The organism is Streptomyces sp. NPDC088812, from assembly GCF_044750285.1.
Lineage (GTDB): Bacteria > Actinomycetota > Actinomycetes > Streptomycetales > Streptomycetaceae > Streptomyces.
On record NZ_JBIVJP010000009.1, the window covers coordinates 117,101 to 142,029 of the forward strand.

The window sequence follows — 24,929 nt, forward strand, 5'->3', positions numbered from 1 at the left end:
ACGAGCATGAGCAGCGAGCACTTCGACCTGGTGATCGTCGGCGGCGGCATCGCGGCGGCCACGGTCGCCAGAACGGTCGTCGAGCGGGCCGCGGACCGTACCCCGCCCCGGCACCCCCGCGTCCTGGTCCTGGAGGCCGGCCGGGCCACGGCCATGAGCGCCGACACCTACGACTCGTACGTCGAGGCCTACCATCAGGCCCTGGAGAAGGTCCCCAACTCGCCCTACCCGGCGAGCGGTTCGGCGCCACAGCCGGACGTGCGGGACATCCGCAGGCCGGTCATGGACGGCAAGCGGACCAAGGCGCCCGCCGACCAGGGGTACTTCGTGCAGATGGGCCCGCTCCCCTTCGGCAGCGACTACGTCCGCACCCTCGGCGGCGGCAGCCTGCGCTGGACGGGCACCTGCCTGCGGATGCTGCCCCAGGACTTCCGGACGTACTCGACGTACCGCCGGGGCGTCGACTGGCCGCTCACCTACGAGGAGCTGAAGCCGTACTACGAGCGGGCCGAGTGGGACGTCATCGGCGTCGCCGCGAACGTCGCCGACCAGCGCTACCCCGGCTTCGCCGCCGACCCCGCCGCGTTCTTCGCGGCCGCCGACACCAAGAGGTTCCCGGACGGCGCCTACGGCTTCCCGATGGAGCGCATCCCCTCCAGCCACCTCGACCGGTACCTCGCCAAGCTCGCCGACGGCATGACGGTCGAGCTGAAGGGCCGGGACGGCACCGTCCACGCCTTCACCCTGAGGATCACCAACACCCCGGCCGCCCGCAACTCCACCCCGGCCCACCCGGCGTACGAGGTCGTCGGAGCCGTCGGCGACGCCGAGCGGGGGCAGCGCTGCGAGGGCAACTCCAGCTGCGTCCCGATCTGCCCCGCGCAGGCCAAGTACAACGCGCTCAAGACCCTGCACCGGCTGGTCGTCCGCCACCCCGACCGCGCCCCGGGGGACGGGCAGCGGGCCCGGGCGCGGGTCGCGGTGCGCAGCCGGTGCGTCGTCACGGAGGTCCTGCACACCCAGCGGCCGGGCGAGACCGGCACGGTCACCGGGCTGCGCTACAAGAGGTACTACGACAACGGCACCGCGCCGACGGACCACACGGTGACCGCCGACACGTACGTCCTGGCCGCCAACGCCGTCGAGAACGCCACCCTGCTGCTCGCCTCGGGCGCCGCCAACAACAGCGACCAGGTCGGCCGCAACCTGATGGACCATCCGCTGCTGCTCACCTGGGGGCTGCTCCAGGACGACGCCGGCGCGTTCCGGGGCCCGGCGTCGACCTCCGGCATCCCCGCCTTCCGCGACGGCCCCTTCCGCAAGGAGCGCACCGCCTTCTGCGCCGAGATCGGCAACTGGGGCTGGAGCGACCCGGAGAACGCGCCGTACTCCACGGTCCACGACCTGGTCGGCGGCGGCAGGGACGGCAGGGCCCGGCTCCACGGCAAGGACCTGCGCCGGCGGATCGGCGAGATCCTGCCCCGGCAGGTGCGGATCGCCTGGGAGCTGGAACAGGACCCGGAGCCCGCCAACCGGGTCTCGGTGGACGACCGGTACCGGGACGCGCTGGGCAAGCACCGGCCGGTGATCCACTACGGGCTCTCCGCGTACGTGCGCTCCTCCCTGCCGTGGGCGGCGGAGGCCGGCCGGCAGCTGTTCCGGCGGCTCGGCATCGCCGAGACGCAGCGGCGGCCGCTGTACGAGGCCGGCGACTTCACCCACTACGACCCGCGCGACCCGTCGGCCGTCGAGTACGACGGCGTCACCTACTGGGTGCGCGGCGCGGGCCAGGCCGTGGGCACCCACCGGATGGGCGACGACCCGCAGTCCTCCGTCGTCGACAGCCACCAGCACAGCCACGACCTGGACAACCTCTACGTCGTCGGCTGCGGCAGCATGCCGACGCTGGGCACCTCCGACCCGACGCTCACCATGACCGCGCTGGCCATCCGCACCGGCGACCGGATCGCCGGGGAACTGAAAGGAGGGGACAGGTGACCGAGCCGACCCCGATCGCGAGGCCGGCCGAGCTGAAGGCCGCGCTCCAGCTGGCCGTCGGCCTCCGCCTCGGCACCATCCCCGTCCACCTCACCGCCCTCTGCTCCGTCCGGGACGGCCACAACACCGAAGCGGTGCGGGTCGTCCGCGGCGCGGTCATGCGGGAGATGCTCCACATGACGCTCGCGGCGAACGTCCTCAACGCCCTGGGCGGGACGCCGAGCCCCGAACCGGTCGCCTTCCAGGGCCACGAGCACCTGAGCCCGCTGCCGCCCGGCTTCCCGACGGACAGCCCCGTGGTCCCCGGCCTCGGCACGCTGGAGCTGCTGCCGCTCTCCCCGCGGGCCGTGGACGCCCTGGTCCGCATCGCGCGCCCGCGTTCTCCCGGCGCGCCCTCCGCCGCCGCCCCGGGAGCAGGCGGGCGCGGCCACCGCACCGTCGGCGCGTTCCACCACGCGATCGCGACGGCCCTGGAGGACCCGGAGATCTGCCCGGACGCGATGTTCCGGCACCGCGGCCAGGTGCCGGACACCCAGTACTACGGCGGCGCCGGCCGGGTGGTCGAGGTGCACGACCGGGCCTCCGCACTGAAGGCGATCAGGACCGTCGTGGACGGGGACGGGTGCCTGCCCCCGCGGGCCCCGGAGGTCTTCCACGCCCTGGAGGTCCTGCACGCCCCGGAGGTCCTGAACGCCCCGGAGGTCCTGCACGCCCCGGAGGTCCTTCCGGTCCCGGAGGCCCTTCGCGTCCCGGAGGTCCTTCCCGTCCCGGAGCGCGAGCCGGGACAGGCCGCCGCCGCGGACGGGCGCCGTTCCGGCCGGTGGACGTCCTCGTCCTACGCCCGTCTGCGCGAGCTCCAGGCCGGCCGCCGGTTCCTCCCCGGACAGTCGTCCGACGAGGAGCCCGGGGGTGCGCCCGTGCTGGTCGACTACGGCGCCGTCCACCCGGCGCTGCACCTCCCGGGCACCGGAGACACCGCGGACGGCGGTCCCGAGACCGCGGCGCTGGTCGAGTTCGACCTGGCGTACTCGCTGCTCGTCGACGGTCTGTACCGCGCGTTCGCGGGCGAGCCGCAGGCGCTGACGGTGGCCGTCCACGGCATGTACGCGCTGAAGCACCGGGCGGTCTCCCTGATGCGCACCCCGAACCCGGCGGACCCGGCGCACACCCTCTGCCCCGGCTTCTCCTACCTGCCGCCCGGCGACCGGGAGAAGGCGGCCCGACAGGCACGGGAGCTGCGGCAGCGGAACTGGTAGACCGGCGGGCACGGCAACAGGTGCCTGTGGGGCGGGTGGGCGCGGCGCAGGTGCCTGTGGGGCCGGTGGGCGGGGCACAGGTGCCTGTGGGGCCGGTGGGCGCGGCGCAGGTGCCTGTGGGACGGCGCGGCAAAGGTGCCCACGGACCGGCGGGTGCCTACGGGTGCCGTAAAGGCGCCGGGAAGCTCGCGGCCGGTGCCTGCCCGCCCCTCGGCTGGGCCGTGACCGGCTCCGGCCGCGCGGCCTACGGGCGGGGCCCGTGCCCCCGCAGTCCGTGCGCGGTCACGCCCGTAGGCCGCGTCGGGAGGCCGTGCCCACCTGCGGGAGAACCACGAAATCCGAAGGGGACAGCCGCGGTCCGGGCGGGTAGCGTCCGGCCATGAGCAGCTCGATGAGCGGTGTCGTGAACGGCGGGGTCTCCTTCTGGTACGCGGACGACGGCCTCCCCGCGGTACGGGAGCCGTTGGCCGGTGACGCCGACGAGGACGTGGTGATCGTCGGCGGCGGCTACACGGGCCTGTGGAGCGCGTACTACCTGAAGAAGGCGGCGCCGTCCCTGCGGATCACCGTCCTGGAGCAGCGGTTCTGCGGCTACGGCGCCTCCGGGCGCAACGGCGGCTGGCTGTACAACGGCATCGCGGGCCGCGACCGGTACGCGCGACTGCACGGGCGGGAGGCGGCCGTACGGCTCCAGCGGGCCATGAACGACACGGTCGCCGAGGTCGTCCGGGTGGCCGGGGAGGAGGGCATCGAGGCCGACGTCCACCGCGGCGGTGTGCTCGAGGTGGCGCGGACGCCGGCGCAACTGGCCCGGCTGCGGGACTTCCACGCGCACGAGCTGGCGTTCGGGGAGAAGGACCGCGAGCTGTACGGGGCGCGGGAGACCGCGGAGCGGATCCGGGTGGCCGGCGCGGTCGGCTCGACGTGGACGCCGCACGGGGCGCGGGTGCACCCGGTGAAGCTGGTCAAGGGGCTGGCGGCGGTCGTCGAGGCGCTCGGGGTGACGATCCACGAGGCGACCCCGGTGACCGGGATCCGGCCCCGGCAGGCCGTCACGCCGTACGGCACCGTGCGCGCGCCGTACGTGCTGCGCTGCACGGAGGGGTTCACCGCGTCGCTGAAGGGCCAGAAGCGCACCTGGCTGCCCATGAACTCGTCGATGATCGCCACCGAACCGCTGAGCGCCGGGCAGTGGGAGGCGGTGGGCTGGACGGGCCGGGAGACCCTCGGGGACATGGCGCACGCGTACATGTACGCGCAGCGCACCGCCGACGGACGGATCGCGCTGGGCGGGCGCGGGGTGCCGTACCGCTTCGGCTCGCGGACCGACAGCGACGGGCGGACGCAGGAACCGACGGTGGCGGCGCTGCGGGAGATCCTGACCGGCTTCTTCCCGGCCCTCGCCGGGGTGCGCGTCGCGCATGCCTGGTCGGGGGTGCTGGGCGTGCCCCGCGACTGGTGCGCGACGGTCACCCTGGACCGTTCGACCGGTCTGGGCTGGGCGGGCGGCTACGTCGGCTCCGGCGTCGCCACCGCGAACCTTGCCGGCCGCACGCTGTGCGACCTGGTCCGGCTCTACTCCGGGCAGGGTGGTCCGACCGGGCTGACCGGCCTGCCGTGGGTCGGCCACCGGGTCCGCAGGTGGGAGCCGGAGCCGCTGCGCTGGCTCGGCGTGCAGGGCATGTACGCCACCTACCGGGCGGCGGACCGGCGGGAGGCCGCCCGGCACAGCGCGGGCTCGTCGCGGCTGGCGCGGGTGGCGGACCGGGTGGCGGGCCGGCACTGACCCTGGAGCGCCTGCTGGCTCTGGAGCGCCTGCTGGCACCGGAGCGCCCGCTGGCCCGGGAGCGCCCGCTGGCCCCGAGCGCCCGCCGGCACCGGAGCGCCCGCTGTCCCGGGAACGCCCGCTGTCCCCGGAGCGCCCGCTGCCGCAGGAGCGCCCGCTGCCGCCGGTCAGGCCACCGACTCCGGCACCGGCGCGTCCGTCGCGGCGTACTGTCGCGGCGGCCTCGCCGTGACCAGGAGCCCCGCGGACAGCGAGGCCAGCAGCATGATGGCGGCGGCGCAGGAGATGGCCACCGTGTAGCCGTGCACCGTGCCCTGCGCGGTGAGGTCCGCCGGGCGGTGCGGGTCGCCGAGGCGGGCGGCGACGTACGCGGCGCCGCTGGAGGTGGCGACGGTGTTCAGCAGCGCCGTGCCGATGGAACCGCCGACCTGCTGCGAGGTGTTCAGCATGGCCGAGGCGACGCCGGAGTCCTCGGGGGCGACGCCCGCGGTCGACGTGGAGAAGACCGGCATGAACGTCAGGCCCATGCCGAGGCCCATCAGGACCAGGGCGGGCAGGATGTCGGTGGCGTAGTCGCTGTGCACCGTCATCCGCGTGAGGATCAGCATGCCGGTGGCGGCGAGGAGCATGCCGGGCACCATCAGGGCGCGGGGCGGGACGCGGTGGATCAGACGGGCCGAGATCTGGGTGGAGCCGGTGAGGATCGAGGCGGTCATGGGGAGGAAGGCGAGTCCCGTGCGCACGGGGGAGTAGCCGAGGACGGTCTGGAGGTAGTAGGTCATGAACAGGAACATCCCGAACATGCCGATGACCGCCAGGGCCATGGTGAGGTAGCAGCCCACGCGGGTGCGGTCCTTCAGGACGCGCAGGGGCAGCAGCGGCACCGCCGCCTTCGTCTGCCACCACACGAACACGGTCAGCAGCGCGATCCCGGCCGCGAACAGGGCCGGGACCAGCGGGTCGGTCCAGCCGCGCGGCTCCGCCTCGCCGAAGCCGGCGACGATCGCGACCAGCCCGCCGCACCCCAGCAGGACGCCGGGCACGTCCAGGCGGGTGCCCGCACGGGCGTGACGGTCGTGCAGGAGGGTGAGGGCGCCGACCACGCCGAGGACCGCGACGGGCACGTTGACGTACAGGCACCAGCGCCAGGTGAGGTACTCGGTGAGCAGTCCGCCCACGATGAAGCCGATGGCGGCGCCGCTGGCGGAGAGCGTGCCGTAGATGCCGAACGCCCGGCCGCGTTCCCGGGGGTCGGTGAAAGTGGTGGTCAGCAGGCTGAGGGCGGACGGGGCCAGGACGGCGGCGAAGACGCCCTGGAGGGCGCGGGCGCCGAACAGCATGGCCGCGGTGGTGGCCGCGCCGCCGAACGCGGAGGCGGCGGCGAAACCGATCAGGCCGATGACGAAGGTGCGTCTGCGCCCCACCAGGTCGGAGATCCGGCCGCCGAGCAGGAGCAGGCCGCCGAAGGCGAGGGCGTAGGCCGTGATCACCCATTGGCGGTCGCCGTCCGACATGCCCAGGTCCCGCTGCGCGGAGGGCAGCGCGATGTTCACGATCGTCCCGTCCAGGACGACCATGAGCTGGGCCAGGGCGATGGTCCACAGGCCCCACCAGCGGCGGGGGTCGGGTTCCGCGTCGGGTTCCTCTGTCCAGGCGCCACTCACGCGGACAGAAGATCACAGAACGGACGGGTGCGCACTCCGGATGCGGCCGTGTCCCGGGCCCGGTCCGGGGGCGGTGCCGGGGACCCGGGCGGCCCGCCCGTGGTCGTGGTCAGGGTTCCAGGACCACCTTGCCCGTCGTACCCCGGCTCTGGAGCGCCCGGTGGGCGGCGGCCGCCTCGGACAGCGGGAAGCGCTGGACGGCCGGGGTGAGGCGGCCGGCGGCGGCCTCGGCGAGGGCGCGCAGCTCCAGGGTCCGCAACGGGTCGGGGCCGCCCGCCCGCTCCAGCATCACCGGGCCGAGGACCTGTTCGGAGACGCCCTCGACGAGGTACGGCGTGCCGTCGCGCAGCCCCTCGGCCGACCGGCCGAAGACGATGTGCCGGCCGCCGGGACCGAGCAGGGCGGTGGCCTCGCGGGCCACGTCGCCGCCGACGCCGTCGAAGACGGTCGTCGCGGGCCGGCCGCCGAGGTGGGCGCGGACCTTCTCCGGCCAGGCCGGCTCGGTGTAGTCGACGGCGAGGTCGGCGCCGCCCGCCCGGACGGCGGCCGTCTTCCGCGGGCCGCCCGCCAGGCCTACGACGGTGGCGCCCGCGTTCCGGGCGTACTGCACGAGCAGGGTGCCGATGCCGCCGGCGGCGGCCGGGACGACGACCACGGAGTCGGGGCCCGGCTCGGCGAACTGCACGATCCCCATCGCCGTACGGCCCGTGCCGATCATGGCGACGGCCTGGGCGGCGTCGAGGTTCGGCGGGATCTCGTGGAGGCGGGTCACGTCGGCGACGGCCAGCTCGGCGTAGCCCCCGGGGACGAAGCCCAGGTGGACGACGACCCGGCGGCCGAGCCACGCCGCGTCGACGCCGTCGCCGAGCGAGTCGACGACACCGGCGACCTCACGGCCCGGGACGGTCGGCAGGACGGTCGGCTCCGGCAGAGGACCTTGCCTGCCCTCCCGCAGCGCGGCGTCGAGCAGGTGCACTCCGGCGGCCCGGACGGCGACGCGGACCTGGCCCGGGGCGGGGCGCGGGTCCTCGACCTCCTCGTAGGTCAGGTTCTCGGCGGGGCCGAAGGTGTGCAGACGGATGGCGCGCATGGGGTCCCCCTGTCGTCCGACGTGTACGGACCCACTGTTCGACCTCAAGCATGCTCGAGGTCAAGGGTGTTCCGGCCGAGGGCCAGGGAGACGGCCGTCAGGGCGCTGGTGAAGGACACCTCCGAGAGCACGCCGGGGGCGGCGACCTGGTCGCCGGCCAGGTAGACGCCGTCGCCGCGGTCCACGGCGGGGCGGTCGCGCCAGCTCGTCCCGGGCGGGTCGACGGCGCCCGTACGGCCGTCGGCGACGGCCTCGCGCCGCCAGGTGACGCGGTCGCGCCAGCCGGGGAGGCCGAGGTCGAGGAGCTGTTCCGCGCGGGCGACGCCCGCGGCCCTGGACTCGTGCGGGCCGATCGGGACCTGGCCCTGGATCAGCTGCTCGCCGGCCGGGGCGAGGGTGCGGTCCTGGGCGGTGAACCGTTCGATCCAGCCGGGCGCGTCCAGGTCGGAGACGGCGAAGGCGTCGCCGCGCCGGGTGCGGACCGCGAGGTCGATCAGCGCCGTACGCCCGCTCGGCCAGGTCAGCGACTCGTCCCCCAGGAGACGGCGGGCGGCGTCGAGGGAGGTGGCGACGATCACCGGGGCGCCGGTGGGGAGCGTGTCGACGCGGGAGCAGGTTTCCATGCGCACCCCCAGGTTCCAGGCGCGGGCCGCCATCCGGTCGACGAGGGAGTCCCAGCCGCCGCGCGGGTAGTGCGCCTCGGGCGGCAGCTTGGTGGCACGGCGCAGACGCTCCTGCACGAAGGCGGCGGACAGGGCGCCGGGGTCGTGGTGGAAGAGGGCGACGGCGCAATAGTGGGCGGCGGCGCGGGCGCCCTCCTCGCCGGCCAGTTCGGCCGCCCAGGTGAGGAAGTCGGCGTCGACGGGGGCGCGGCGGATGCCGGGACGCAGCAGCTTGAGCATCGCGAACGGAGGGGTGCGGCGCAGCACGCCCCGGTACCGCAGTCGGAGGCGGGCGCCCTCCAGGGGCGGGAGGGGCGCCAGCGGGCCGATGAGGTCGCGCTGCTGGAGCCAGGTCCAGTGCGGGCCGCCGTTGTAGAGGGCGTGCGGGCCCTCGTTCGTCCGGTACGGGGCCGGGGCGGTCCGGGCCCGCCCGCCGAGGGTGTGGTGGGCCTCGTGCAGGGTGACCGTGACGCCGGCCTCGGCGGCGGCGATGGCGGCGGTGAGGCCGGCGAGGCCGCCGCCGATGACGGTGAGATGGCGCATGGAGGGCTCCTTGCCGGTCGGGGGCGCCTGTACCGGTACGACGGCGGGGCGCGCCGGTTCGTGACATCGGCGCCGGCGCCGGCGCCGGTGCCGGCGGCGGGGGCGGGGGCGGGGGGATGTGGCTGGTGTCGGCGCGGGCATGCGGCCGTCGCCGGGGGATTGTCAGTGGCGGGGTGCAGGATGGGGGCATGGCGAGGACGGGTACAGGCGCGAGGACGGGTACGGGTGCGGGCAGGGTGAAGGGGGCGCGGCGGCCGGAGGTGCGGCTGCCGGCGCTGGAGGCCTACGGGGGCGGGGAGGTGGAGCCCGACGGGGACTACGACGGGGTGGAGTTCGCGGGGACGGACCTCACCGGGCAGGACGGCGCGGGGGCGCGGTTCATGGACTGCGCGCTGACCGGCTGCGCCCTGGACGGGACACGGCTGTCCCGTGCCCGTCTCCTCGACTCGGTCCTCACCGGCGTCCGGGGCGTCGGCACCGACCTGGCCGGGTCGGCCCTGCGGGACGTCGAGCTCGTCGACGCCCGCCTCGGCGGCACCCAGGCGCACGGTGCGGTCTGGGAGCGGGTCCTGGTGCGCGGCGGCAAGATCGACTACCTGAACCTGCGTCAGGCCCGGCTGCGGGACGTGGTCTTCGAGGGCTGCGTCCTGGCCGAGCCCGACTTCGGGGGCGCCCGGCTGGAGCGGGTGGAGTTCGTGGACTGCGCCCTGAGATCGGCGGACTTCAGCGCGGCCACCCTGACCGACGTGGACCTACGCGGCGCGACGGAACTGGGCGTCGCGGGCGGCGTCGACCGGCTGGCGGGCGCGGTGATCAGCGCGGCGCAGCTGCTGGACCTGGCGCCGGTGCTGGCGGCGGAGCTGGGGATCAGGGTGGAGGGCTGAGGCGGGGGTTCGGGTGAGGACGGGCGCCGGGGGCCGGTTGCGGACCCGAGGTACCCGAGGCGGGGCCGTCCGGTGGTCACCCCACCCGGGGGAACTTCGCCTGGAGGGTCCAGATCGCCGGGTTCTCGCCCAGGTCCTCGTGGAGGTCGACCAGGTCGGCGATCAGGTCGTGCAGGAAGTCGCGGGCCTCGCGGCGCAGTTCCGTGTGCGAGAAGGTCAGCGGGGGTTCCTCGGCCGGCATCCAGTCGGCCTCGACGTCCACCCAGCCGAAGCGGCGCTCGAAGAGCATGCGGTCGGTCGACTCGGTGAAGTCCAGCTCCGCGTACTGCGGGCGGGAGGCGCGGGAGCCCGCCGGATCCCGGTCGATCCGCTCCACGATGTCGCACAGCGCCCACGCGAAGTCGAGCACCGGCACCCATCCCCAGGCTGTGGACAGCTCCCGGTCCGCCTTGGTGTCGGCGAGGTAGACGTCCCCGCAGAACAGGTCGTGCCGCAGCGCGTGGACGTCCGCGCGGCGGTAGTCGGTCTGCGGGGGGTCGGGGAAGCGGTTGGAGAGGGCGTAGCCGATGTCGAGCACGTAGGCGATGGTGTCACGCCCCGCGCCCGCGCCGCGCCGGGTGGCGGGATCACGGCCGACGGGCGGCGTCCCACTCGTCCAGCAGCCGGGCGAGCCCGGCCGGCCACACCGGCTCCGCCTCCTCGGCGAGCTCCTCCCGCGTCCACCAGCGCCAGGCGAGGATGGAGTCGGCGGCGTGCGCGGCGGCCAGGTCGGCGCCGGAGGGCTCACGGCGTGGGCCCGGTGTGACGTAGACGTGCTCGTGCTGGCGGACGGCGATGTGCACGCGGGTCCCCCCGCGGGAGGCGACCCGGGTGAAGTCGTGTTCCCAGGTGCACAGCAGCGGTCCGGGCTCCAGGTCCGTCCATCCGGTCTCCTCGGTCAGCTCCCGCAGGGCGCCCTCGCGCGGCGACTCGCCCTCCTCCAGCCCGCCGCCGGGCAGCGCCCAGTGCACGCCGACCTCGACGTTGTCGTACCGGAGGAGCAGGACCGACCCGTCGGGGGCGACCACGGCGACGCGGGCCGCGCGCCGGGGGGTGCGCAGCGGCTTGCGCAGCACGGCGCAGGGCCGGCCGAGCCGCAGGTCGGACCGGTGGTCGACGACCTCGTACCCGAGCGCCTGCCAGAAGGCGAGCCCCCGTGGATGGGCGTCCAGCACGGCCAGCCGTACGGCGTCGCGGCCGGCGGCGCGGAAACGGTCCTCGACGGCCTCGGCGATCCGGCGCCCGTGCCCCCGGCCCTGCACGGCCGCGTCCACCATCAGCAGCCCGATCCAGGGGTCGGGGTCGGCGGGGTCGGGATGGCGCCCGAGGGTGGTCACGACCCCGACGAGCCGCCCCTCGCTCCGGGCGAGCAGCACTTCCCCGTCCGGGTGCGCCACCTCCTCCGCCAGCGACGCCGCCACCTGCTCCGGCCGGATGCCGTCCGGGCCGGGGAAGTCACCGCTGAGCGCGTGGAACGCGCGCTGGGAGGCGTAGAGGGCGGTGAGCTCGGCGAGGACGGCGGCGGGGATGCGGTGGTCCGGGGTGAGGGGAAGGGGGCTGAGGATCACGCGTGCAGGGTAGTGGGCGGATCGGCCGGCAACTCGAACCAGATGTGTTTGCCGGGTCCGCCGGGATCACGGGCCGGTCCCGCGCCCCAGGCCTGCGCCAGGGCTTGGACGAGCAGTAAGCCGCGGCCGTTCTCGTCACCGGCGGTGGGCGTGGGCGGCGCGAGGTCCGGCAGCGGGCCGTCGTCGTACACGGCCACCCGCACACCGTCTCCGGTGACCGAGGTGGTGAGGTGGATGGTGGGCGTCGAGGTGTGCCGTACGGCGTTGGTGACGACCTCGGAGACGAGGGTGCGGGCGGTGTCGGCGAGGTGCGGGGCGTGGCCGCTGGTGGTGAGGAGTATGGCGACGGTGTCGCGGCAGATGCGGGGACTGAGGGGGGAGTTGGGGGTGGTGAGGTGGTAGGTCTGCGCGGTGGTGTCCATGGCTCCGACTCCGATCTGTTGAGGGTGTGCGCGACGGGCCACCGTGGCTCGGACACCGTGGGGTGCCTGCACTGCGGGTTCACTGGCGTGCCGCGCGCTGACATACCGAAGGTAGGGAGCAACCTTGCTCCGGGGCAAGGTTGCCCCGAGGGGTTCACCCGGGCGAGTGGACCTGCCCTGCATCGGCACGGCAGACTCGGACGCGAGAGGAACGGGACCCATGCCACTGAGAGAAAACCCCTCCGCCCGACAGGTCCGACTGGGCTCGGAACTGCGAAAGTTGAGGGAGTTCGCAGGGAGGACGGCTCGCGAGGCTGCCGGTCTGCTGTCGACCGACCAGGCGAAGATCAGCCACATCGAGGCGGGGCGTCTCGGTGTCAGCGAGGAACGTATCCGGCGGCTGGCGGTCTTCTACTCGTGCGACGACGTGAAACTGGTCGATGCCCTGTGTGCTGTCGCCCGGGAGTCCCGAGGGCAAGGGTGGTGGGAGGCCTACAGGGGAGTCCTGGCGCCCGGGTTCCTGGACATGGCCGAGCTGGAGCACCACGCCACGCACCTTCGCGCGCTCCAGCCGATGACGATCCCCGGCGTCTTCCAGACAGAGGACTACGTCCGGGCCATCTACGGTGGACACATTCCCGCTCTGCCTGCCGATGAGATGGACCTACGCGTGGAGTTCAGGCTGAAGCGTCGCCAGATCCTCGAACGAGTCGCCCCGCCGCCCTTCACCGTGGTCATGCATGAGGCTGCACTCAGGATGCGGATCGGCGGCCGGAAGGTCGCCCGCGCGCAACTGGAACACTTGCTGGAGGCGTCCGAGCGGCCGGCCGTCACCCTGCGGGTCATTCCCTTCGACAACGAGAGGTTCGTCGAAGCCACCCAGCCCGTCTTCTACGCGTGCGGCGTCGTCCCTCAACTGGACACCGTGCAGGTGGACAGCGCGGTGGGTGGGGTCTTCCTGGGTGTGGGGACACAGCTCAAGAAGTACGGGACGCTGCTCGACCTCGCGGAGCGCGCAGCGCTCGACGTCCAGCGCTCCCGCCGGTTCGTCCAAGACATCGCACGAGAACTATGAGGTCCTTCACCATGTCTGAGCAGTGGCAGAAGTCCTCCTTCTCCGGGGCGGGCGGAGAGAACTGCCTCGAAGTCACCGGCGCCGAGAGCCACTTCTTCCTCCGCGAGAGCGAGGCCCCCGGCAACGTGATCGAATTGGTCCCCACAGGCCTCCTGGGACTGATACGCCACCTCAAAGCCGAGGTGTAGGAAGGGCGCTCCATCCGGCGGCAGCGGTGTCGTACGCGACTCCGCAGCCCGAGAGTTCTGGAAGGTTCACACGTGTCCGAGCAGTGGGAGAAGTCGTCCTTCTCGGGAGTGGAGGGCGGAAACTGTCTTGAAATATCCGACGCCGGACCTCACCTCCTCCTCCGCGAGAGCGAGGATCCCGACGATGTACTCGAACTGGCTCCCGCAGGCTTGCTGGGTCTCTTGCGGTACGTCGACGCCGCAACAGGCTGAACGCCCTTTCCCCTAGCGCGACGGGCTACGGCACCAGAGCCCGCACGATCAAGGTGCCGAAGTAATCAGGCTCGGGTGCGTCGACCACCTGCGCTGAGACCTGGCAAAAGCCCGCTGCTGTGAGCATGTCCGTCCACATGGCGGGCGTGTAGCTGTATCGGTAGGTGTAGGTCGCAGGACCGGCGAAGCCGCCCTTGTACATGCCCTGCGGGCCGTATGCTCCCGGAATGGCCGGCGGCTGGGAGAAAGCGAATACGCCCTTCGGATTCATGCGCTCACGTACCAGAGGGAAGAGCTTGTGCGGATCGCTGAACCACGCGGCACCGAAGATCGAGTAGACGGCGTCATACGTTCGCGTGTCCCTGGCGAGGAAGTCGAGAACCTCCGCACATACGAACTCGACGCCGAGTGGCCCCCAACGCTCAGAGGTGTTGGCGACCATGACGGCCGACATGTCCACGCCGCGCGCCTTGACGCCCTGCTGTGCCAGGAAGGCAAGAGCCCGGCCCGTGCCGCACCCGATCTCAAGAGCGCTGGCGGGATCGCCGAGGAGTTCCGGCCCCGGCCCGTGATGCTCGTACTGGGTCCACCCGAAGGCCGGGGCCGACTCGGACACGCTCTTCCTGGTGGACTCGGCGTAGGCGTCCCAGACGACGCGTTCACTGTCGAAGTTGTGCTGGACGGTCATGCCGGCCTCCCGCGAAGACCGCAGCCTGAGGAATGCCGCCGGCGCGGGGAGCCCCCCGCCGGAAAGGCGAGGGGCTCCCCGTGCGACAGGGACGAACCGTCGGTCAGACGTTCACGCCGAAGTCCTGGGCGATGCCCACCAGGCCCGAGGCGTAGCCCTGGCCGACCGCGCGGAACTTCCACTCCGCGCCGTTGCGGTACAGCTCGCCGAAGACCATGGCGGTCTCGGTCGCCGCGTCCTCGGACAGGTCGTAGCGGGCGACCTCCGCGCCGCCGGCCTGGTTGACGACGCGGATGTAGGCGTTGCGGACCTGGCCGAAGTTCTGCGAGCGGTTCTCCGCGTCGTAGATGGAGACCGGGAAGACGATCTTGTCGATGTCGGCCGGGAGAGCCGCCAGGTTGACGTTGATCGCCTCGTCGTCGCCCGCGCCCTCGCCGGTGCGGTTGTCGCCGGTGTGGACGATGGTGTTGTCCGGGGTCTGCTTGTTGTTGAAGAAGACGAAGTGGGCGTCCGAGTAGACCCTGCCCTGGGTGTTCACCGCGATCGCGGAGGCGTCCAGGTCGAAGTCGGTGCCGGTGGTCGTACGGACGTCCCAGCCGAGGCCCACGGTGACGGCGGTCAGGCCCGGAGCCTCCTTGGTGAGCGAGACGTTGCCACCCTTGGACAGGCTTACAGCCATGGTTGGGAGTCCTTTCCCTCGGTGCGTAGAGGCTTCGTGCGCCACGAAGCTACAGCTATCCCTATGAACGCGGCGAAGGGTGCCCAAGGTTCCCCGTGTCTTTACTTTCTTTACCGAATCGGAGGAGGCGGGCCGGGCCGGTCCGGATATTGGGGTGACGTGGACCGGTCACAGGCGGGAACATGTACGGCATGTCCGGTCCCTATCCCGTCCGCGGCTCCGTCTCGCTCCCCGAGGCCGAGCTCATGTGGCGTTTCTCGCGGTCGTCGGGGCCCGGCGGGCAGCACGTCAACACCAGTGACTCGCAGGTCGAGCTCCGCTTCGACCTGGCCCGCACCGAGGCGCTGCCCGAGGTGTGGAAGGCGCGGGCGCTGGAGCGGCTCGCCGGGCGCCTGGTCGACGGCGTGGTGAGCGTACGCGCCTCCGAGCACCGCTCCCAGTGGCGCAACCGCGAGGCCGCCGCCGTACGCCTGGCCGCCCTCCTCGCCGAGGCCACCGCACCCCCGCCGAAGCCGCGCCGGGCCACCCGCATCCCGCGCGGGATCAACGAACGCCGGCTGCGGGAGAAGAAGCAGCGGTCGCAGACCAAGCGGGGGAGGGCCGGGCGGGACTGGGGCTGACCGGGGCCCGACCGGCGGGCCCGCTCAGGTCAGTGCCAGCACCCCCACCGTCTCCCCCTTCACCCGCTCCCCGGTGTCCCGGAAGCCGAGGCCCAGGTAGAAGCCCTCGGGGCCGTGCTCGCCGGGGTGCCAGGTCACGTACATCTCGGTGCCGCCGCGGCGGCGGATCTCCGCGGCGACGGATCGCACCGCGAAGCGCCCGTAGCCGCGGCCCTGCTCCCGCGCGGCGATGTTCAGGCGCCACAGGCCGGAGCGGACGAGGCTGCCGCCGTCCTGCCTCCAATCGATGTCGAAGAACGCCATCAGGAAACCGACCGGTCGGTCGCCGTCGACGATCAGGCGGGGCCAGGCGGCCGCGGGGTACACGTAGGCCTGCGCGAGGGACTTCACCACCGGGGAGACCGCGAATTCCTGATCGGGCCGGACCCGAATGGCGAGCGCGGTTTCGATATTCGCGGGAGTTATTTCCTCCAGCCGGACGGAAGACGTCGTTCCCGTCGCGGCCGCCGTTGTTCCCGCCGTCGTTCCCGACGTTGTCGTCATCGTTCCCGCCGCCGTTCCCCGGTTGCTCGTCATCCGGGCACCGTAGGGCGTGCGAGCGGCGTCCGGCCACTGAATTGCCGTTCAGTTCAACTGGCGGTAACGGCCCTTGAAATAGAGCAGCGGACCGCCTTCCGTGCTCGGTACCCGGGCCCGCAGCACCCGGCCGATGACGAGGGTGTGGTCCCCCGCCGCCACCCGCTGTTCGGTGCGGCACTCCAGGGTGGCCAGCGCGCCGCCGAGGAGGGGCGCGCCGGTGGCCTCGCCACGGGTGTACGGGATGTCCTCGAAGAGGAGGCGGTCGCTGAGGCGGCCCTTCATCGCGAAGCGGCCGGCGATGTGACGCTGGCTCTCGGCGAGGACCGACACGCCCCACAGCGGCTGCTCGTCCAGCAGGTCGTCCATGCGGGAGCCGGTGCGCAGGCTGACCAGGACCAGGGGCGGGTCCAGGGAGACGGACAGGAACGCCGTGGCCGTCATGCCGGCGTACTCGCCCTCGGGCGCCCGCGGGTCGTCCGGGTCCAGCGGCGGCTCCTGCGAGGTCACCAGGACCACACCGCCGGCGAGCCGGGACATCGCGGCGCGGAACTCGTCGTCGCTCACCCCCTCAGCATGCCCGGAGGCGGCGGGGGCGGCGGGGGCGGGGAGCGTCTTGGACACGTCTGGAGGCACGTCTGGAGGCTAGTGTCCGCGTGGTCCGCGCCGCATCGGACCTCCGCCCGAGAGCGGTCGAGGGACGGTCGTAGGACGGGTCGTAGGTCTGCCGACGGATTCGCGTACGCTCGGCCGTGCACGGCCATGTGCTCAGTAAACGCACAGGGGAGACGCGGAATCTCCACGTAATTGCTCACGTTTTTATGTGACTTGAGTCACAAGAGTCGGGAATTGTTGACCCTGTGTACCGAGTGGGGAGCACGCTGTGATTCAGTGGCGGAGACGCCACTGGTTCAGACACCCGGCAGAACGGCGTCGGAACGGCGTCGGAACAACGGCAGACACGACGAAGAGAAACGACGTCACGCCGAAGACAACCCTTGATTCGCTGCGAAGTCTCGGGGGGAGGGCGAAGCATGGAGACCGAGTCGGAGCCGTACGTCCGTCTTGCGTCCCTGCGACAGCTGCACCAGGTCATGGCCGACATGAACACGGCACGGAGCCTGGCCGACACGCTGCAGACCGTCGCCGACGGAGTGGTCAACGCGCTCGGTTACGAGCTGGCGTGCGTCAACCTCGTACGCCCCGACGGCGACCTGGTCGTCGCCGCCTTCTCCGGCAACTCCGCCGCCGAGGCCCTCATCACCGGCCGGGTCGGCTCCCGGGAGTCCTGGGAGCGGCGCCTGGGCATGGGCGAGAACTGGGGCGACCTGGTCTTCATATCCCACACCGAGGGCTGGGTCCTCGACGACGACGACGTCCCGCAGTGGTACACCGACGGGCCCGCCCCGCGCTTCGAGGACGAGTGGCACCCCTCCGACCGCCTCTTCGCGCCCATGTACATGCCCGCCGCGCCCGGCGGCGGCGCCTGCGGCGAACTGATCGGCGTCCTCTCCGTGGACCGGCCCCGCAACGGCCGGCGGCCCGGCGCCTGGGGCCGCGAGGCGCTCCAGATGTACGCCTTCCAGGCCGCCATCGCCATCAGCAACGCGCGTCTGCGGGCGAACATGCAGCGGGCCCTGGTCCGGCTCGAACGCGAGCAGCAGGCCCTGCGCGCCAGCGAGGAAAGCTTCCGGCAGGCCTTCGAGTACGCCCCCTCCGGCATGGCCATCGCCGAGCTGGGCGGCGACCAGCACGGCCGGGTCCTGCGCACCAACGACGCCCTGTGCCGCCTGCTGGGCCGCCCCGCCTCCGCGATGCGCCGCTACTCCTTCTCCGACCTCGTCCACCCCGAGGACATGGGCACCCTGCTGCGCACCTCCGCCGAGGGCGGCCGCGCCGAGCTCCGCCTCGGCCGCCGCGACGGCAGCTACGTGTGGGTCTCGCTGCGCAACAGCGTCGTCGCCGACGCCGCCGACGGGCCCCGCTTCCTCCTCACCCACGTCGAGGACATCGAGGAACGCAAGCGGCGCGAGCTCCAGCTCGCCCACCGCGCCTCCCACGACTCCCTCACCGGCCTGCCGAACTCCGCGGAACTGCGCTCCCGCCTCTCCGCCCGGCTCTGCCGGCGCCCGCAGTCCACCCACCCCACCGCCGTCGACGCGATGGACGCCGCCTACGACCACCCCGCCTTCGGCACCGGCGGCGACCACGGCTTCGACTACCCGTCCCCCGGCGGCGAGACCTACGACGCCTACGATCACCACGTGCACACCGTCGCCCCCGAGGAGAGCGGCCGCGACGACGGCACCAAGGGGCTCGCGGTCCTCTTCTGCGACCTCGACGGCTTCAAGTCGATCAACGACCGGTTCGGGCACAACGCGGGCGACGCCGTCCTCGTCGAGGTCGCCCGACGGCTCTCCCACGGCGTCCGGGACGGCGACACCGTCGCCCGGCTCGGCGGCGACGAGTTCGTGATCCTCGCCGACGGACTCGGCCGCGCCGACGCCGAGGACCTCGCCGTACGCCTGCGCAACGAGATCATCCAGCCGATCCGCGCCGAGGGCCGGGCCGTGCGCGTCGGCGCCAGCTTCGGCATCGGCTGGGCGCACTGCGGGATGACCGCCGACGAAGTCCTGAAGTCGGCGGACGAGCGGATGTACGTCGAGAAACGATCTCGTCCCAAACAGCACAGGCGGGCCGGATGATCCGCAGGTCAGGGACCTGATGGGCGAGTTCGTGCGATCAGCGTCACCCGTTCGTGGCCCGCGGACCGGGTAGGCTCGCTCTTCTCCGCACCTATTCACACGCGTACGCATCCGCCCCGCACCTGTTGAGGAGTACGAGAGGATGACGCCCGGCAACAACGGCGCGAGCACGCCCGAGGACGACGACCCGTTCGGCTATCTCTACGCCGACGGCCAGGCCAACGGAGCCCAGCCCCCCTCGGGCGGCTACGGCTACCCGAACTCCGTCAGCCGCGTGCGCACCGTCGGCGAGCGCAGGTACGGGCAGCAGCCGCAGCAGCAGACCGCGCAGTACGGGCAGTACGGCCAGCCGACGGTGCCGCAGCAGGGTGCGTACGGGCAGCCGAACGGCCACACCGCGCCCGGAACCGCCCCCGGCGGCAACGCACCCACCGGCGGACGCCGGTCGGCGCCCTCCGGCGGCCGGGGCCGCGGCCCCAACACCAAGGGCCTGCTGATCGGCGCCGTCGCGGTCCTCGCCGCGGTCGTCGTGGGCATCGCCGTCGTCATGACCAACGGCAGCGGAGACGACGACAGCCAGGACGACGCGGGCCAGGTGTCCACCGCCCCCACCGCCACCGCCAGCGCCTCGCCCAGCGAGTCCGGCGGCGACGACGCGAGCGACGAGGCCGAACTGCCGACGATCGACGCCAAGGCCCTGCGCCTCGGCGGCACCGCCGCGCTGGCCTCCGACGTCGAGGGCGCGCAGGCGGACGGCGGCATCTACGTCGCCAATCTCAACGCCGTCGGCAACTCCGTGACCTGGACCGTCGACGGCATCCCCGAGGAGGGCACCTACACCCTCTTCGCGCACTACAGCACCGCCGGCGACGACCAGTCGATGACGCTCACCATCAACGGCAAGAAGTTCGGCACCCCGCTGAGCATGAAGAACTACGCGCACGCCGCCGACGGGGACTTCGCCAAGGGCTGGACGACCACCTACGCCTATCCGGCCCTCACCAAGGGCACCAACACCGTCAGCCTCTCCTGCGAGAACGGCGACAAGTGCAACGTGCTCCTGGACCAGCTGTGGCTGAAGCAGGGGCAGGTCGAGAGCTGACGCTCAGGCCGCGCCGGCCTCGCCGGTCACCGCCACCCGGGCCACCAGTTCCTCGTACGCGGTCCGGTCGAACCCGCCGGCCGCCGGGGACAGCGCGGTCGCCGCGGACAGGGCGACCGCGCGGGCCAGGCGCTGCGGCCAGGGCAGCCGGTCCACCAGGCCCGACAGCAGTCCGGCGGTGACGCGGCCGCCCGCGCCCGCCGGGGTGCGGCGCGGGCGGACGGGCGGGACGGCCCGCCAGCGGCCCTCCGGGGCCGCCGCGACCAGGCCCTCCGGACCCAGGAACGCCACCACCGCGCGGGCGCCGCGCCGGCGGGCGTCCTCCGTGGCGCGCAGCGGCTCGTGCGAGCCGGTCAGTTCGGCCAGTTCGGCGGCGTCCGCCGTGATCAGGTCCGGGCGGGCGGCGACCGCGCGCCGCAGCGGCTCCCCACCGGTGTCCAGCAGGACCGGCGTCCCCGCGGCGCGCGCGGTGCGCACCAGCCCCGCGTACGCGCCGACCGGCACGCCCGGCGGCAGACTGCCGCACAGGGCGACCGCCCGGGCCCCGGCCACCAGGGCCTCGTACGTCCGCTGGAAGGCCGACCACTCGGCGGGTGCGATCACGGGGCCGGGTTCGTCGAACCGGGTGGTGTCACCGGTGCGTTCGTCGACGACGGCGACCGTGCGGCGGGTCGTGCCGGAGACCGGGACGAGGGCGTCGGTGACGCCCGTGAGGAGGTCGCGCACCTCCCGCCCGGTGGCCCCGCCCACGAAGCCGGTGACCGTCACCTCGTGTCCCAGCGCGGCCAGCACCCGCGCCACGTCCAGGCCCTTGCCGCCGGGGCGTTCCGTCACCTCGGTCACCCGGTGCCTGGTGTGCGGGCGCAGTGCCGGGACGCGGTGGGTGATGCCGAGAGCGGTGTTGAGCGTGACCGTGAGGATCACCGGCCGACCTCCCCCGATATGGCGCGCGTTCGCCTTCTCTTTCCTTCTTCCCGGGTTTCCGGGGGCTCGATCATGCCAAAGAGACGGCGGGCGGCCCAGACCCCGGCCCGGCCACCGTCTCCCAGCGAGCGGACGTTTCAGGCCAGTTGGGGATCGACCACCCATTCCCCTCGCCGCATCACGCCCTTCAGGCCGAAGTCCTCGTCCAGCAGGACCAGGTCGGCGTCCTTGCCGGGGTCCAGGGAGCCCACGCGGTCGTCCAGGCCCAGCAGCCGGGCCGGGGTGGCGGACAGCGCCTCGACCACGTCCTCGACCGGGAGGCGGTCCACCGTCACCGCGCGTCGGAAGGCGCGGTCCAGGGTGAGGGTGGAGCCGGCGATGGAACCGCCGTCCACCAGACGGGCCACGCCCTCGCTGACCTCCACCTCCAGCGGGCCGAGCAGATAGCGGCCGTCGCCGCTGCCGGCCGCGTCCATCGCGTCCGTGATGAACGCCACGCGCCCCGCGCCCGCGTGACGGAACGCCAGCTCCAGTGCGGCCGGGTGCAGATGGACCCCGTCGTTGATCAGCTCGACCGTGACCCGCTCGTCCTCCAGCAGCGCGGCGACCGGGCCGGGGGCGCGGTGGCCGAGGACGGGCATCGCGTTGAAGAGGTGGGTGGCGACGGTGGCGCCCGCCTCGATCGCCTCGACGGTCTGCTCGTACGTGGCGTCCGTGTGGCCGACGGCGGCGATCACGCCGTGCTCGACGAGCAGCCGTACGGAGTCCAGGCCGCCCGGCAGTTCCGTGGCCAGCGTGACCATGCGCGCCCGGCCGCGCGCCGCGTCGATCAGCTTGCGCACCTGCGCCGGGTCCGGGTCGCGCAGCAGCTTCTCGGAGTGCGCGCCCTTGCGGCACGGCGAGATGAACGGGCCCTCGAAGTGGATGCCCGCGATGTCGCCCTGCTCGGCCAGCTCCGACAGCAGTCCCGCCTGCCGGACGAGGAGGTCCATGTCGTCGGTGACGGTGGAGGCGACCAGGGTGGTGGTGCCGTGCCGGCGGTGGGTGCGGACGGCCCGCAGGACGTCCTCGGCCGGGCCGGAGAACGAGGCTCCGCCTCCGCCGTGGTTGTGCAGGTCGACGAAGCCGGGGACCAGCCAGTGACCCCTCGCGTCGATCACCCGGACGCCGTCCGGGGCCGTGGCGGCGATGCGGGTGCCGTCGACGATCACCCGGCCGCCGCGGACCGTTCCGCCGGGGAGGACCACGTCGGCGCCGGAGAGGACGAAGGGCGCCTCGCCGGCTGCGGGCCGCGGGTGGTGTGCGGCTTGTCGCGCAGTTCCCCGCGCCTCTGCGTGGGTGACCATCAGGGCGTTACCTCCGTACCGTCGGTCGTCTTCAGGAGATCCCGGGCCAGGAGCCCCGCGCCCAGGCATCCGGCGGTGTCGCCCAGGGCGGCGGGGGCGATCGTCGGCGGTTTCTGGAAGGTGAGGCGCCGCCGGACGGCGTTCCGTAGTGGTGTGAACAAGGTTTCCCCCGCCTCGGCGAGCCCGCCACCGATGACGAGCGTGCGGGGGTCCAGCAGGGTGAGCGCGGTGACCAGGCCGTCGGCCAGGGCGTCCACGGCCTCCTGCCAGATCCGGACGGCGTCCGGGTCGCCGGACGTGACGGCCTTCGCGCAGTCCGCCGCGTCCGCCCCCGGATCGCCGCAGGCCGCCGCCCACGCCTCGCTCACCGCCGCCGCGGACGCGTACCGCTCCAGGCAGCCGCGCTGTCCGCACGGGCAGGGCGTTCCGCCGGGCCGTACGACGATGTGGCCGATCTCGCCGGCGAAGCCGTGCGCGCCCGCCTCGACCCTGCCGTCGACGCCGATGGCGCCCGCGATGCCGGTGCCCAGCGCCACGAACAGGAAGCGGTCGGCGCCCCGGCCCGCACCGATCCGGCCCTCGGCGAGGCCGCCGGTGCGCACGTCGTGGCCGAGGGCGACCGGGATGCCCAGGCGGGTGGCGAGCAGGGCGCGCAGGGGGACGTCCCGCCAGCCGAGATTGGCCGCGTAGACGGCCACTCCCCGGGCCTCGTCGATGATGCCGGGGACGGCGATCCCGGCGGCCGCCGCGGGCTCGCCCAGGTGCTCGGCGCCGTGGGCGTGCAGCTCGGCGGCGAAGTCGAGGATGCCGGCGACGACCGCGTCGGGGCCGTGCTCGCGTCCGGTGGCCCGGCGGGCCCGGTGCAGCAGCGTGCCGTCCGCTCCGACCAGGGCGGCCTTCATCCCGGTGCCGCCCACATCGAGGGCGATGACATGTCTCACGGGGGACAGTGTGGCCCCAGAACCGGGAGAGGTCTAGTCCACTTACGAGGCTTTGGGGGTGCTGTGGGGGGTCCGGCGGGGCCCGTCCGGAGCCCGTCCGGTGCCTGCGTGGGGGTGGCGCGAGGCCCGCGAGAGGTCTAGTCCACAGGTGTGGTGTAGACCTTAGTTCGGATTCCGGTCCATTGGTATGAGCAATCAGTTGTCCAGAGTGCGGACAACGGACGCACGAAGCAGTTGGGGAGACGAAGCGCAGTGCAGTGGCGGGCAGGCAGGTCAGGAACGATCGCGGTGGCATCCGCCCTCGGTATGACGGCGGTCCTCGCCGGGTGCGGGGTCACCGGCGACTCCGAAGACGTCACCCTCAGACTCGTCGCCGCCGACTACGGCGACAGCAGCGCCAACAGCTCCGAGAAGTACTGGGACGCGCTGGTCGAGGAGTTCGAGAAGGACCACCCCGGCATCAAGGTCGAGGTCACCGTCCACTCCTGGAACGACGTCGACCGCAAGGTCAAGGAGATGGTCGAGGACGGCGAGGCGCCCGACATGGCGCAGATCGGCTCGTACGCCGACTACGCCGCCGACGACCTGCTCTACAAGGCCGGTGACGTCCTCTCCATCCCCGTCCAGGCCGACTTCGTGTCGCAGCTCGCCGACGCGGGCGAGGTGCGGGGCGTGCAGTACGGCATGCCGTTCGCCTCCTCGACGCGGCTGCTGTTCTACAACAAGACCCTCTTCGAGAAGGCCGGGATCACCCCGCCCACCACCTGGGACGAGCTCGCCGAGGACGCCGAGGCGCTCAAGGAGGAGGGCGTCGCCTACCCGTACGCGCTGCCCCTCGGCTCCGAGGAGGCACAGGCCGAGACCATGCAGTGGCTGCTCAGCGGCGGGGGCGGCTACACCAGCACCGCTACCGGCTACAGCATCGACTCCACCGAGAACGTCGAGACGTTCACCTGGCTGAAGAACGAGCTGGTCGGCGAGGGCCTGACCGGGCCGGTCGCGCCGGGCAAGCTCAACCGGGCCGACGCCTTCGAGGCGTTCACCGCCGGGAAGGTCGGCATGCTCAACGGGCATCCCTCGCTGATGAAGGCGGCCGAGAAGAAGGGCGTCGAGTTCGGCATGGTGGCGATGCCCGGCGTCGACGGCCCCTCCAAGGTCTCCCTGGGCGTCGCCGACTGGATGACCGCCTTCAAGCAGAACGGGCACGCCGAGCAGATCGGTGAGTTCCTGGACTTCGTCTACAGCGAGGAGAACGTCCTCTCCTTCTCCCGCGAGTACGACCTGCTGCCGGTCACCACCTCCGCCTCCCAGGTCATGAGCACGGCGTCGGAGGACGCGGACCTCAAGCCGTTCCTGGACCAGCTCCCGTCGTCCGAGCTGTATCCGGTGGGGCGGACCTCGTGGGCGACGGTCAGCGCGGACATCAAGAAGCGGATCGGCCAGGCCGTGACCGCCGACGGCAGCCCGGCGGGCGTCCTCGGCCAGATCGAGGCGACGGCGACCACCGCGGAGAGCGGCGCCACCGGCTGAGCCGTTGGGTTACGGTGCGGGCATGCAGCGGCCAGAGGCGGAACTGGGGGCGAGGGAGCGGGACATCCTCGCCCTGGAACGGCGCGGGATCTCCGCGCCCGGGGCGAAGGAACGGGCGATCCGTGAGGAGCTGGACCTGTCCCCGGTCCGCTACTACCAGCTGCTCAACGCGCTGCTGGACGATCCTCGGGCGCTGGCCCACGATCCGGTCACGGTGAATCGGCTGCGGCGGGTGAGGGAGGGGCGGCGGGCCGAACGCTGAGGCGGTGCGGCCCGCACGCGGTACGCGGGGGCTCCGCCCCCGCGCCCCCGGTCGGCCCTGAACGGGCCTCGTCCTCAAACGCCGGACGGGCTGAGTTGCCCGGCCGGCGCTGTGAGGGGGCGGCTGCTG

General features: G+C 73.2%; 25 protein-coding genes. 12 read left to right on the forward strand and 13 right to left on the reverse strand.

The window, feature by feature from the left end:
• Positions 1 to 6 precede the first annotated feature (6 nt).
• From ACIP67_RS17845 to ACIP67_RS17855, 3 genes are all read left to right on the forward strand, one after another.
• Positions 7 to 1,998, forward strand: a complete 1,992-nt coding sequence (locus ACIP67_RS17845) for a GMC oxidoreductase (protein WP_401692682.1) — start codon at positions 7 to 9, stop codon at positions 1,996 to 1,998.
• Entirely contained in the window at positions 1,995 to 3,254 is a 1,260-nt protein-coding gene (locus ACIP67_RS17850) for a ferritin-like domain-containing protein (RefSeq protein ID WP_401692684.1), read from the forward strand. The genes ACIP67_RS17845 and ACIP67_RS17850 overlap by 4 nt, the downstream gene beginning before the upstream one ends.
• A gap of 379 nt (positions 3,255 to 3,633) precedes the next feature.
• Positions 3,634 to 5,040 (forward strand): NAD(P)/FAD-dependent oxidoreductase, encoded by a 1,407-nt coding sequence (locus ACIP67_RS17855; protein ID WP_401692686.1) that lies wholly within the window; start codon positions 3,634 to 3,636, stop codon positions 5,038 to 5,040.
• A 167-nt stretch (positions 5,041 to 5,207) separates the two neighbouring features.
• Here ACIP67_RS17855 and ACIP67_RS17860 read toward each other — a convergent pair whose 3' ends face one another.
• From ACIP67_RS17860 to ACIP67_RS17870, 3 genes are all read right to left on the reverse strand, one after another.
• Complete coding sequence (locus tag ACIP67_RS17860) at positions 5,208 to 6,704, reverse strand: MFS transporter (protein ID WP_401692687.1); 1,497 nt, start codon at positions 6,702 to 6,704, stop codon at positions 5,208 to 5,210.
• Positions 6,705 to 6,813: 109 nt separating this feature from the next.
• Positions 6,814 to 7,794, reverse strand: a complete 981-nt coding sequence (locus ACIP67_RS17865; protein WP_401692689.1) for a zinc-binding dehydrogenase — start codon at positions 7,792 to 7,794, stop codon at positions 6,814 to 6,816.
• Between the two features lie 44 nt (positions 7,795 to 7,838).
• Entirely contained in the window at positions 7,839 to 8,999 is a 1,161-nt protein-coding gene (locus ACIP67_RS17870) for an NAD(P)-binding protein (protein WP_401692690.1), read from the reverse strand.
• 188 nt (positions 9,000 to 9,187) lie between these two features.
• Here ACIP67_RS17870 and ACIP67_RS17875 point away from each other — a divergent pair, with 188 nt between their 5' ends.
• Positions 9,188 to 9,883: a pentapeptide repeat-containing protein gene (locus ACIP67_RS17875; protein WP_401692692.1), complete on the forward strand. Its 696-nt coding sequence runs from the start codon at positions 9,188 to 9,190 to the stop codon at positions 9,881 to 9,883.
• A 76-nt stretch (positions 9,884 to 9,959) separates the two neighbouring features.
• Here the strand turns inward: ACIP67_RS17875 and ACIP67_RS17880 are convergent, their stop codons facing one another.
• From ACIP67_RS17880 to ACIP67_RS17890, 3 genes are read right to left on the reverse strand one after another with little or no spacing between them, the layout of a single operon-like run.
• The gene (locus tag ACIP67_RS17880; protein ID WP_401692694.1) at positions 9,960 to 10,460 is read right to left on the reverse strand and encodes a hypothetical protein; all 501 of its coding nucleotides are present in this window, start codon (positions 10,458 to 10,460) and stop codon (positions 9,960 to 9,962) included.
• A gap of 49 nt (positions 10,461 to 10,509) precedes the next feature.
• A complete protein-coding gene (locus tag ACIP67_RS17885) occupies positions 10,510 to 11,490 on the reverse strand; it encodes a GNAT family N-acetyltransferase (protein ID WP_401692695.1) in 981 nt (326 codons plus the stop codon).
• Positions 11,487 to 11,912 (reverse strand): ATP-binding protein, encoded by a 426-nt coding sequence (locus ACIP67_RS17890; protein ID WP_401692697.1) that lies wholly within the window; start codon positions 11,910 to 11,912, stop codon positions 11,487 to 11,489. Before ACIP67_RS17890 ends, ACIP67_RS17885 begins: the two co-directional genes overlap by 4 nt.
• Positions 11,913 to 12,132: 220 nt before the next feature.
• Between ACIP67_RS17890 and ACIP67_RS17895 the strand changes: the two genes are divergently transcribed.
• The 3 genes from ACIP67_RS17895 to ACIP67_RS17905 all read left to right on the forward strand — a co-directional run bounded on the left by ACIP67_RS17895 (position 12,133) and on the right by ACIP67_RS17905 (position 13,427).
• Complete coding sequence (locus ACIP67_RS17895) at positions 12,133 to 12,987, forward strand: helix-turn-helix domain-containing protein (protein WP_401692698.1); 855 nt, start codon at positions 12,133 to 12,135, stop codon at positions 12,985 to 12,987.
• 11 nt (positions 12,988 to 12,998) lie between these two features.
• The gene (locus tag ACIP67_RS17900; RefSeq protein ID WP_401692700.1) at positions 12,999 to 13,175 is read left to right on the forward strand and encodes a DUF397 domain-containing protein; all 177 of its coding nucleotides are present in this window, start codon (positions 12,999 to 13,001) and stop codon (positions 13,173 to 13,175) included.
• A gap of 72 nt (positions 13,176 to 13,247) precedes the next feature.
• A complete protein-coding gene (locus tag ACIP67_RS17905; protein WP_401692701.1) occupies positions 13,248 to 13,427 on the forward strand; it encodes a DUF397 domain-containing protein in 180 nt (59 codons plus the stop codon).
• A 25-nt stretch (positions 13,428 to 13,452) separates the two neighbouring features.
• Here the strand turns inward: ACIP67_RS17905 and ACIP67_RS17910 are convergent, their stop codons facing one another.
• Together ACIP67_RS17910 and ACIP67_RS17915 are read right to left on the reverse strand one after the other, a co-directional pair.
• Positions 13,453 to 14,115 carry a class I SAM-dependent methyltransferase gene (locus tag ACIP67_RS17910; protein ID WP_401692703.1) on the reverse strand — a complete coding sequence of 221 codons (663 nt, stop codon included), beginning with the start codon at positions 14,113 to 14,115 and terminating at the stop codon, positions 13,453 to 13,455.
• Positions 14,116 to 14,218: 103 nt separating this feature from the next.
• On the reverse strand, positions 14,219 to 14,794 hold the full coding sequence (locus ACIP67_RS17915) for a TerD family protein (RefSeq protein WP_401692704.1): 576 nt from the start codon (positions 14,792 to 14,794) through the stop codon (positions 14,219 to 14,221).
• 182 nt (positions 14,795 to 14,976) lie between these two features.
• Between ACIP67_RS17915 and arfB the strand changes: the two genes are divergently transcribed.
• On the forward strand, positions 14,977 to 15,414 hold the full coding sequence (gene arfB, locus ACIP67_RS17920; protein ID WP_401692705.1) for an alternative ribosome rescue aminoacyl-tRNA hydrolase ArfB: 438 nt from the start codon (positions 14,977 to 14,979) through the stop codon (positions 15,412 to 15,414).
• A 24-nt stretch (positions 15,415 to 15,438) separates the two neighbouring features.
• Here arfB and ACIP67_RS17925 read toward each other — a convergent pair whose 3' ends face one another.
• On the reverse strand, positions 15,439 to 15,957 hold the full coding sequence (locus ACIP67_RS17925) for a GNAT family N-acetyltransferase (RefSeq protein WP_401692923.1): 519 nt from the start codon (positions 15,955 to 15,957) through the stop codon (positions 15,439 to 15,441).
• Between the two features lie 81 nt (positions 15,958 to 16,038).
• A complete protein-coding gene (locus tag ACIP67_RS17930; protein ID WP_401692925.1) occupies positions 16,039 to 16,557 on the reverse strand; it encodes a flavin reductase family protein in 519 nt (172 codons plus the stop codon).
• Between the two features lie 467 nt (positions 16,558 to 17,024).
• Here ACIP67_RS17930 and cdgB point away from each other — a divergent pair, with 467 nt between their 5' ends.
• Both cdgB and ACIP67_RS17940 read left to right on the forward strand, forming a co-directional pair.
• Complete coding sequence (gene cdgB / locus ACIP67_RS17935) at positions 17,025 to 18,695, forward strand: diguanylate cyclase CdgB (protein WP_401692707.1); 1,671 nt, start codon at positions 17,025 to 17,027, stop codon at positions 18,693 to 18,695.
• Positions 18,696 to 18,837: 142 nt separating this feature from the next.
• Positions 18,838 to 19,797: a carbohydrate-binding protein gene (locus ACIP67_RS17940; protein ID WP_401692708.1), complete on the forward strand. Its 960-nt coding sequence runs from the start codon at positions 18,838 to 18,840 to the stop codon at positions 19,795 to 19,797.
• A gap of 3 nt (positions 19,798 to 19,800) precedes the next feature.
• On the opposite strand, the gene ACIP67_RS17945 is transcribed toward ACIP67_RS17940, so the two are convergent.
• From ACIP67_RS17945 to ACIP67_RS17955, 3 genes are all read right to left on the reverse strand, one after another.
• Entirely contained in the window at positions 19,801 to 20,721 is a 921-nt protein-coding gene (locus ACIP67_RS17945; RefSeq protein WP_401692710.1) for a 1-phosphofructokinase family hexose kinase, read from the reverse strand.
• Between the two features lie 137 nt (positions 20,722 to 20,858).
• Complete coding sequence (gene nagA / locus ACIP67_RS17950) at positions 20,859 to 22,067, reverse strand: N-acetylglucosamine-6-phosphate deacetylase (RefSeq protein ID WP_401692712.1); 1,209 nt, start codon at positions 22,065 to 22,067, stop codon at positions 20,859 to 20,861.
• Positions 22,067 to 23,008 carry an ROK family protein gene (locus ACIP67_RS17955; protein ID WP_401692714.1) on the reverse strand — a complete coding sequence of 314 codons (942 nt, stop codon included), beginning with the start codon at positions 23,006 to 23,008 and terminating at the stop codon, positions 22,067 to 22,069. The genes nagA and ACIP67_RS17955 overlap by 1 nt, the downstream gene beginning before the upstream one ends.
• A 306-nt stretch (positions 23,009 to 23,314) precedes the next feature.
• Here ACIP67_RS17955 and ACIP67_RS17960 point away from each other — a divergent pair, with 306 nt between their 5' ends.
• Complete coding sequence (locus ACIP67_RS17960; protein ID WP_401692926.1) at positions 23,315 to 24,538, forward strand: extracellular solute-binding protein; 1,224 nt, start codon at positions 23,315 to 23,317, stop codon at positions 24,536 to 24,538.
• Positions 24,539 to 24,560: 22 nt separating this feature from the next.
• Positions 24,561 to 24,800, forward strand: coding sequence for a DUF3263 domain-containing protein (locus ACIP67_RS17965; RefSeq protein WP_401692715.1), 240 nt, complete (start codon positions 24,561 to 24,563; stop codon positions 24,798 to 24,800).
• Positions 24,801 to 24,929 lie beyond the last annotated feature (129 nt).

Excerpts from the sequence above, each read along its gene's own strand:
- ACIP67_RS17925 (WP_401692923.1), bottom strand. The coding sequence starts at position 15,957 with ATGACGACAACGTCGGGAACGACGGCGGGAACAACGGCGGCCGCGACG.
- nagA (WP_401692712.1), bottom strand. The coding sequence starts at position 22,067 with ATGGTCACCCACGCAGAGGCGCGGGGAACTGCGCGACAAGCCGCACAC.
- ACIP67_RS17870 (WP_401692690.1), bottom strand. The coding sequence starts at position 8,999 with ATGCGCCATCTCACCGTCATCGGCGGCGGCCTCGCCGGCCTCACCGCC.
- ACIP67_RS17965 (WP_401692715.1), top strand. The coding sequence starts at position 24,561 with ATGCAGCGGCCAGAGGCGGAACTGGGGGCGAGGGAGCGGGACATCCTC.
- ACIP67_RS17895 (WP_401692698.1), top strand. The coding sequence starts at position 12,133 with ATGCCACTGAGAGAAAACCCCTCCGCCCGACAGGTCCGACTGGGCTCG.
- ACIP67_RS17910 (WP_401692703.1), bottom strand. The coding sequence starts at position 14,115 with ATGACCGTCCAGCACAACTTCGACAGTGAACGCGTCGTCTGGGACGCC.
- arfB (WP_401692705.1), top strand. The coding sequence starts at position 14,977 with ATGTACGGCATGTCCGGTCCCTATCCCGTCCGCGGCTCCGTCTCGCTC.
- ACIP67_RS17900 (WP_401692700.1), top strand. The coding sequence starts at position 12,999 with ATGTCTGAGCAGTGGCAGAAGTCCTCCTTCTCCGGGGCGGGCGGAGAG.
- ACIP67_RS17875 (WP_401692692.1), top strand. The coding sequence starts at position 9,188 with ATGGCGAGGACGGGTACAGGCGCGAGGACGGGTACGGGTGCGGGCAGG.
- ACIP67_RS17865 (WP_401692689.1), bottom strand. The coding sequence starts at position 7,794 with ATGCGCGCCATCCGTCTGCACACCTTCGGCCCCGCCGAGAACCTGACC.
- ACIP67_RS17940 (WP_401692708.1), top strand. The coding sequence starts at position 18,838 with ATGACGCCCGGCAACAACGGCGCGAGCACGCCCGAGGACGACGACCCG.
- cdgB (WP_401692707.1), top strand. The coding sequence starts at position 17,025 with ATGGAGACCGAGTCGGAGCCGTACGTCCGTCTTGCGTCCCTGCGACAG.
- ACIP67_RS17845 (WP_401692682.1), top strand. The coding sequence starts at position 7 with ATGAGCAGCGAGCACTTCGACCTGGTGATCGTCGGCGGCGGCATCGCG.
- ACIP67_RS17915 (WP_401692704.1), bottom strand. The coding sequence starts at position 14,794 with ATGGCTGTAAGCCTGTCCAAGGGTGGCAACGTCTCGCTCACCAAGGAG.
- ACIP67_RS17960 (WP_401692926.1), top strand. The coding sequence starts at position 23,315 with ATGACGGCGGTCCTCGCCGGGTGCGGGGTCACCGGCGACTCCGAAGAC.
- ACIP67_RS17855 (WP_401692686.1), top strand. The coding sequence starts at position 3,634 with ATGAGCAGCTCGATGAGCGGTGTCGTGAACGGCGGGGTCTCCTTCTGG.
- ACIP67_RS17890 (WP_401692697.1), bottom strand. The coding sequence starts at position 11,912 with ATGGACACCACCGCGCAGACCTACCACCTCACCACCCCCAACTCCCCC.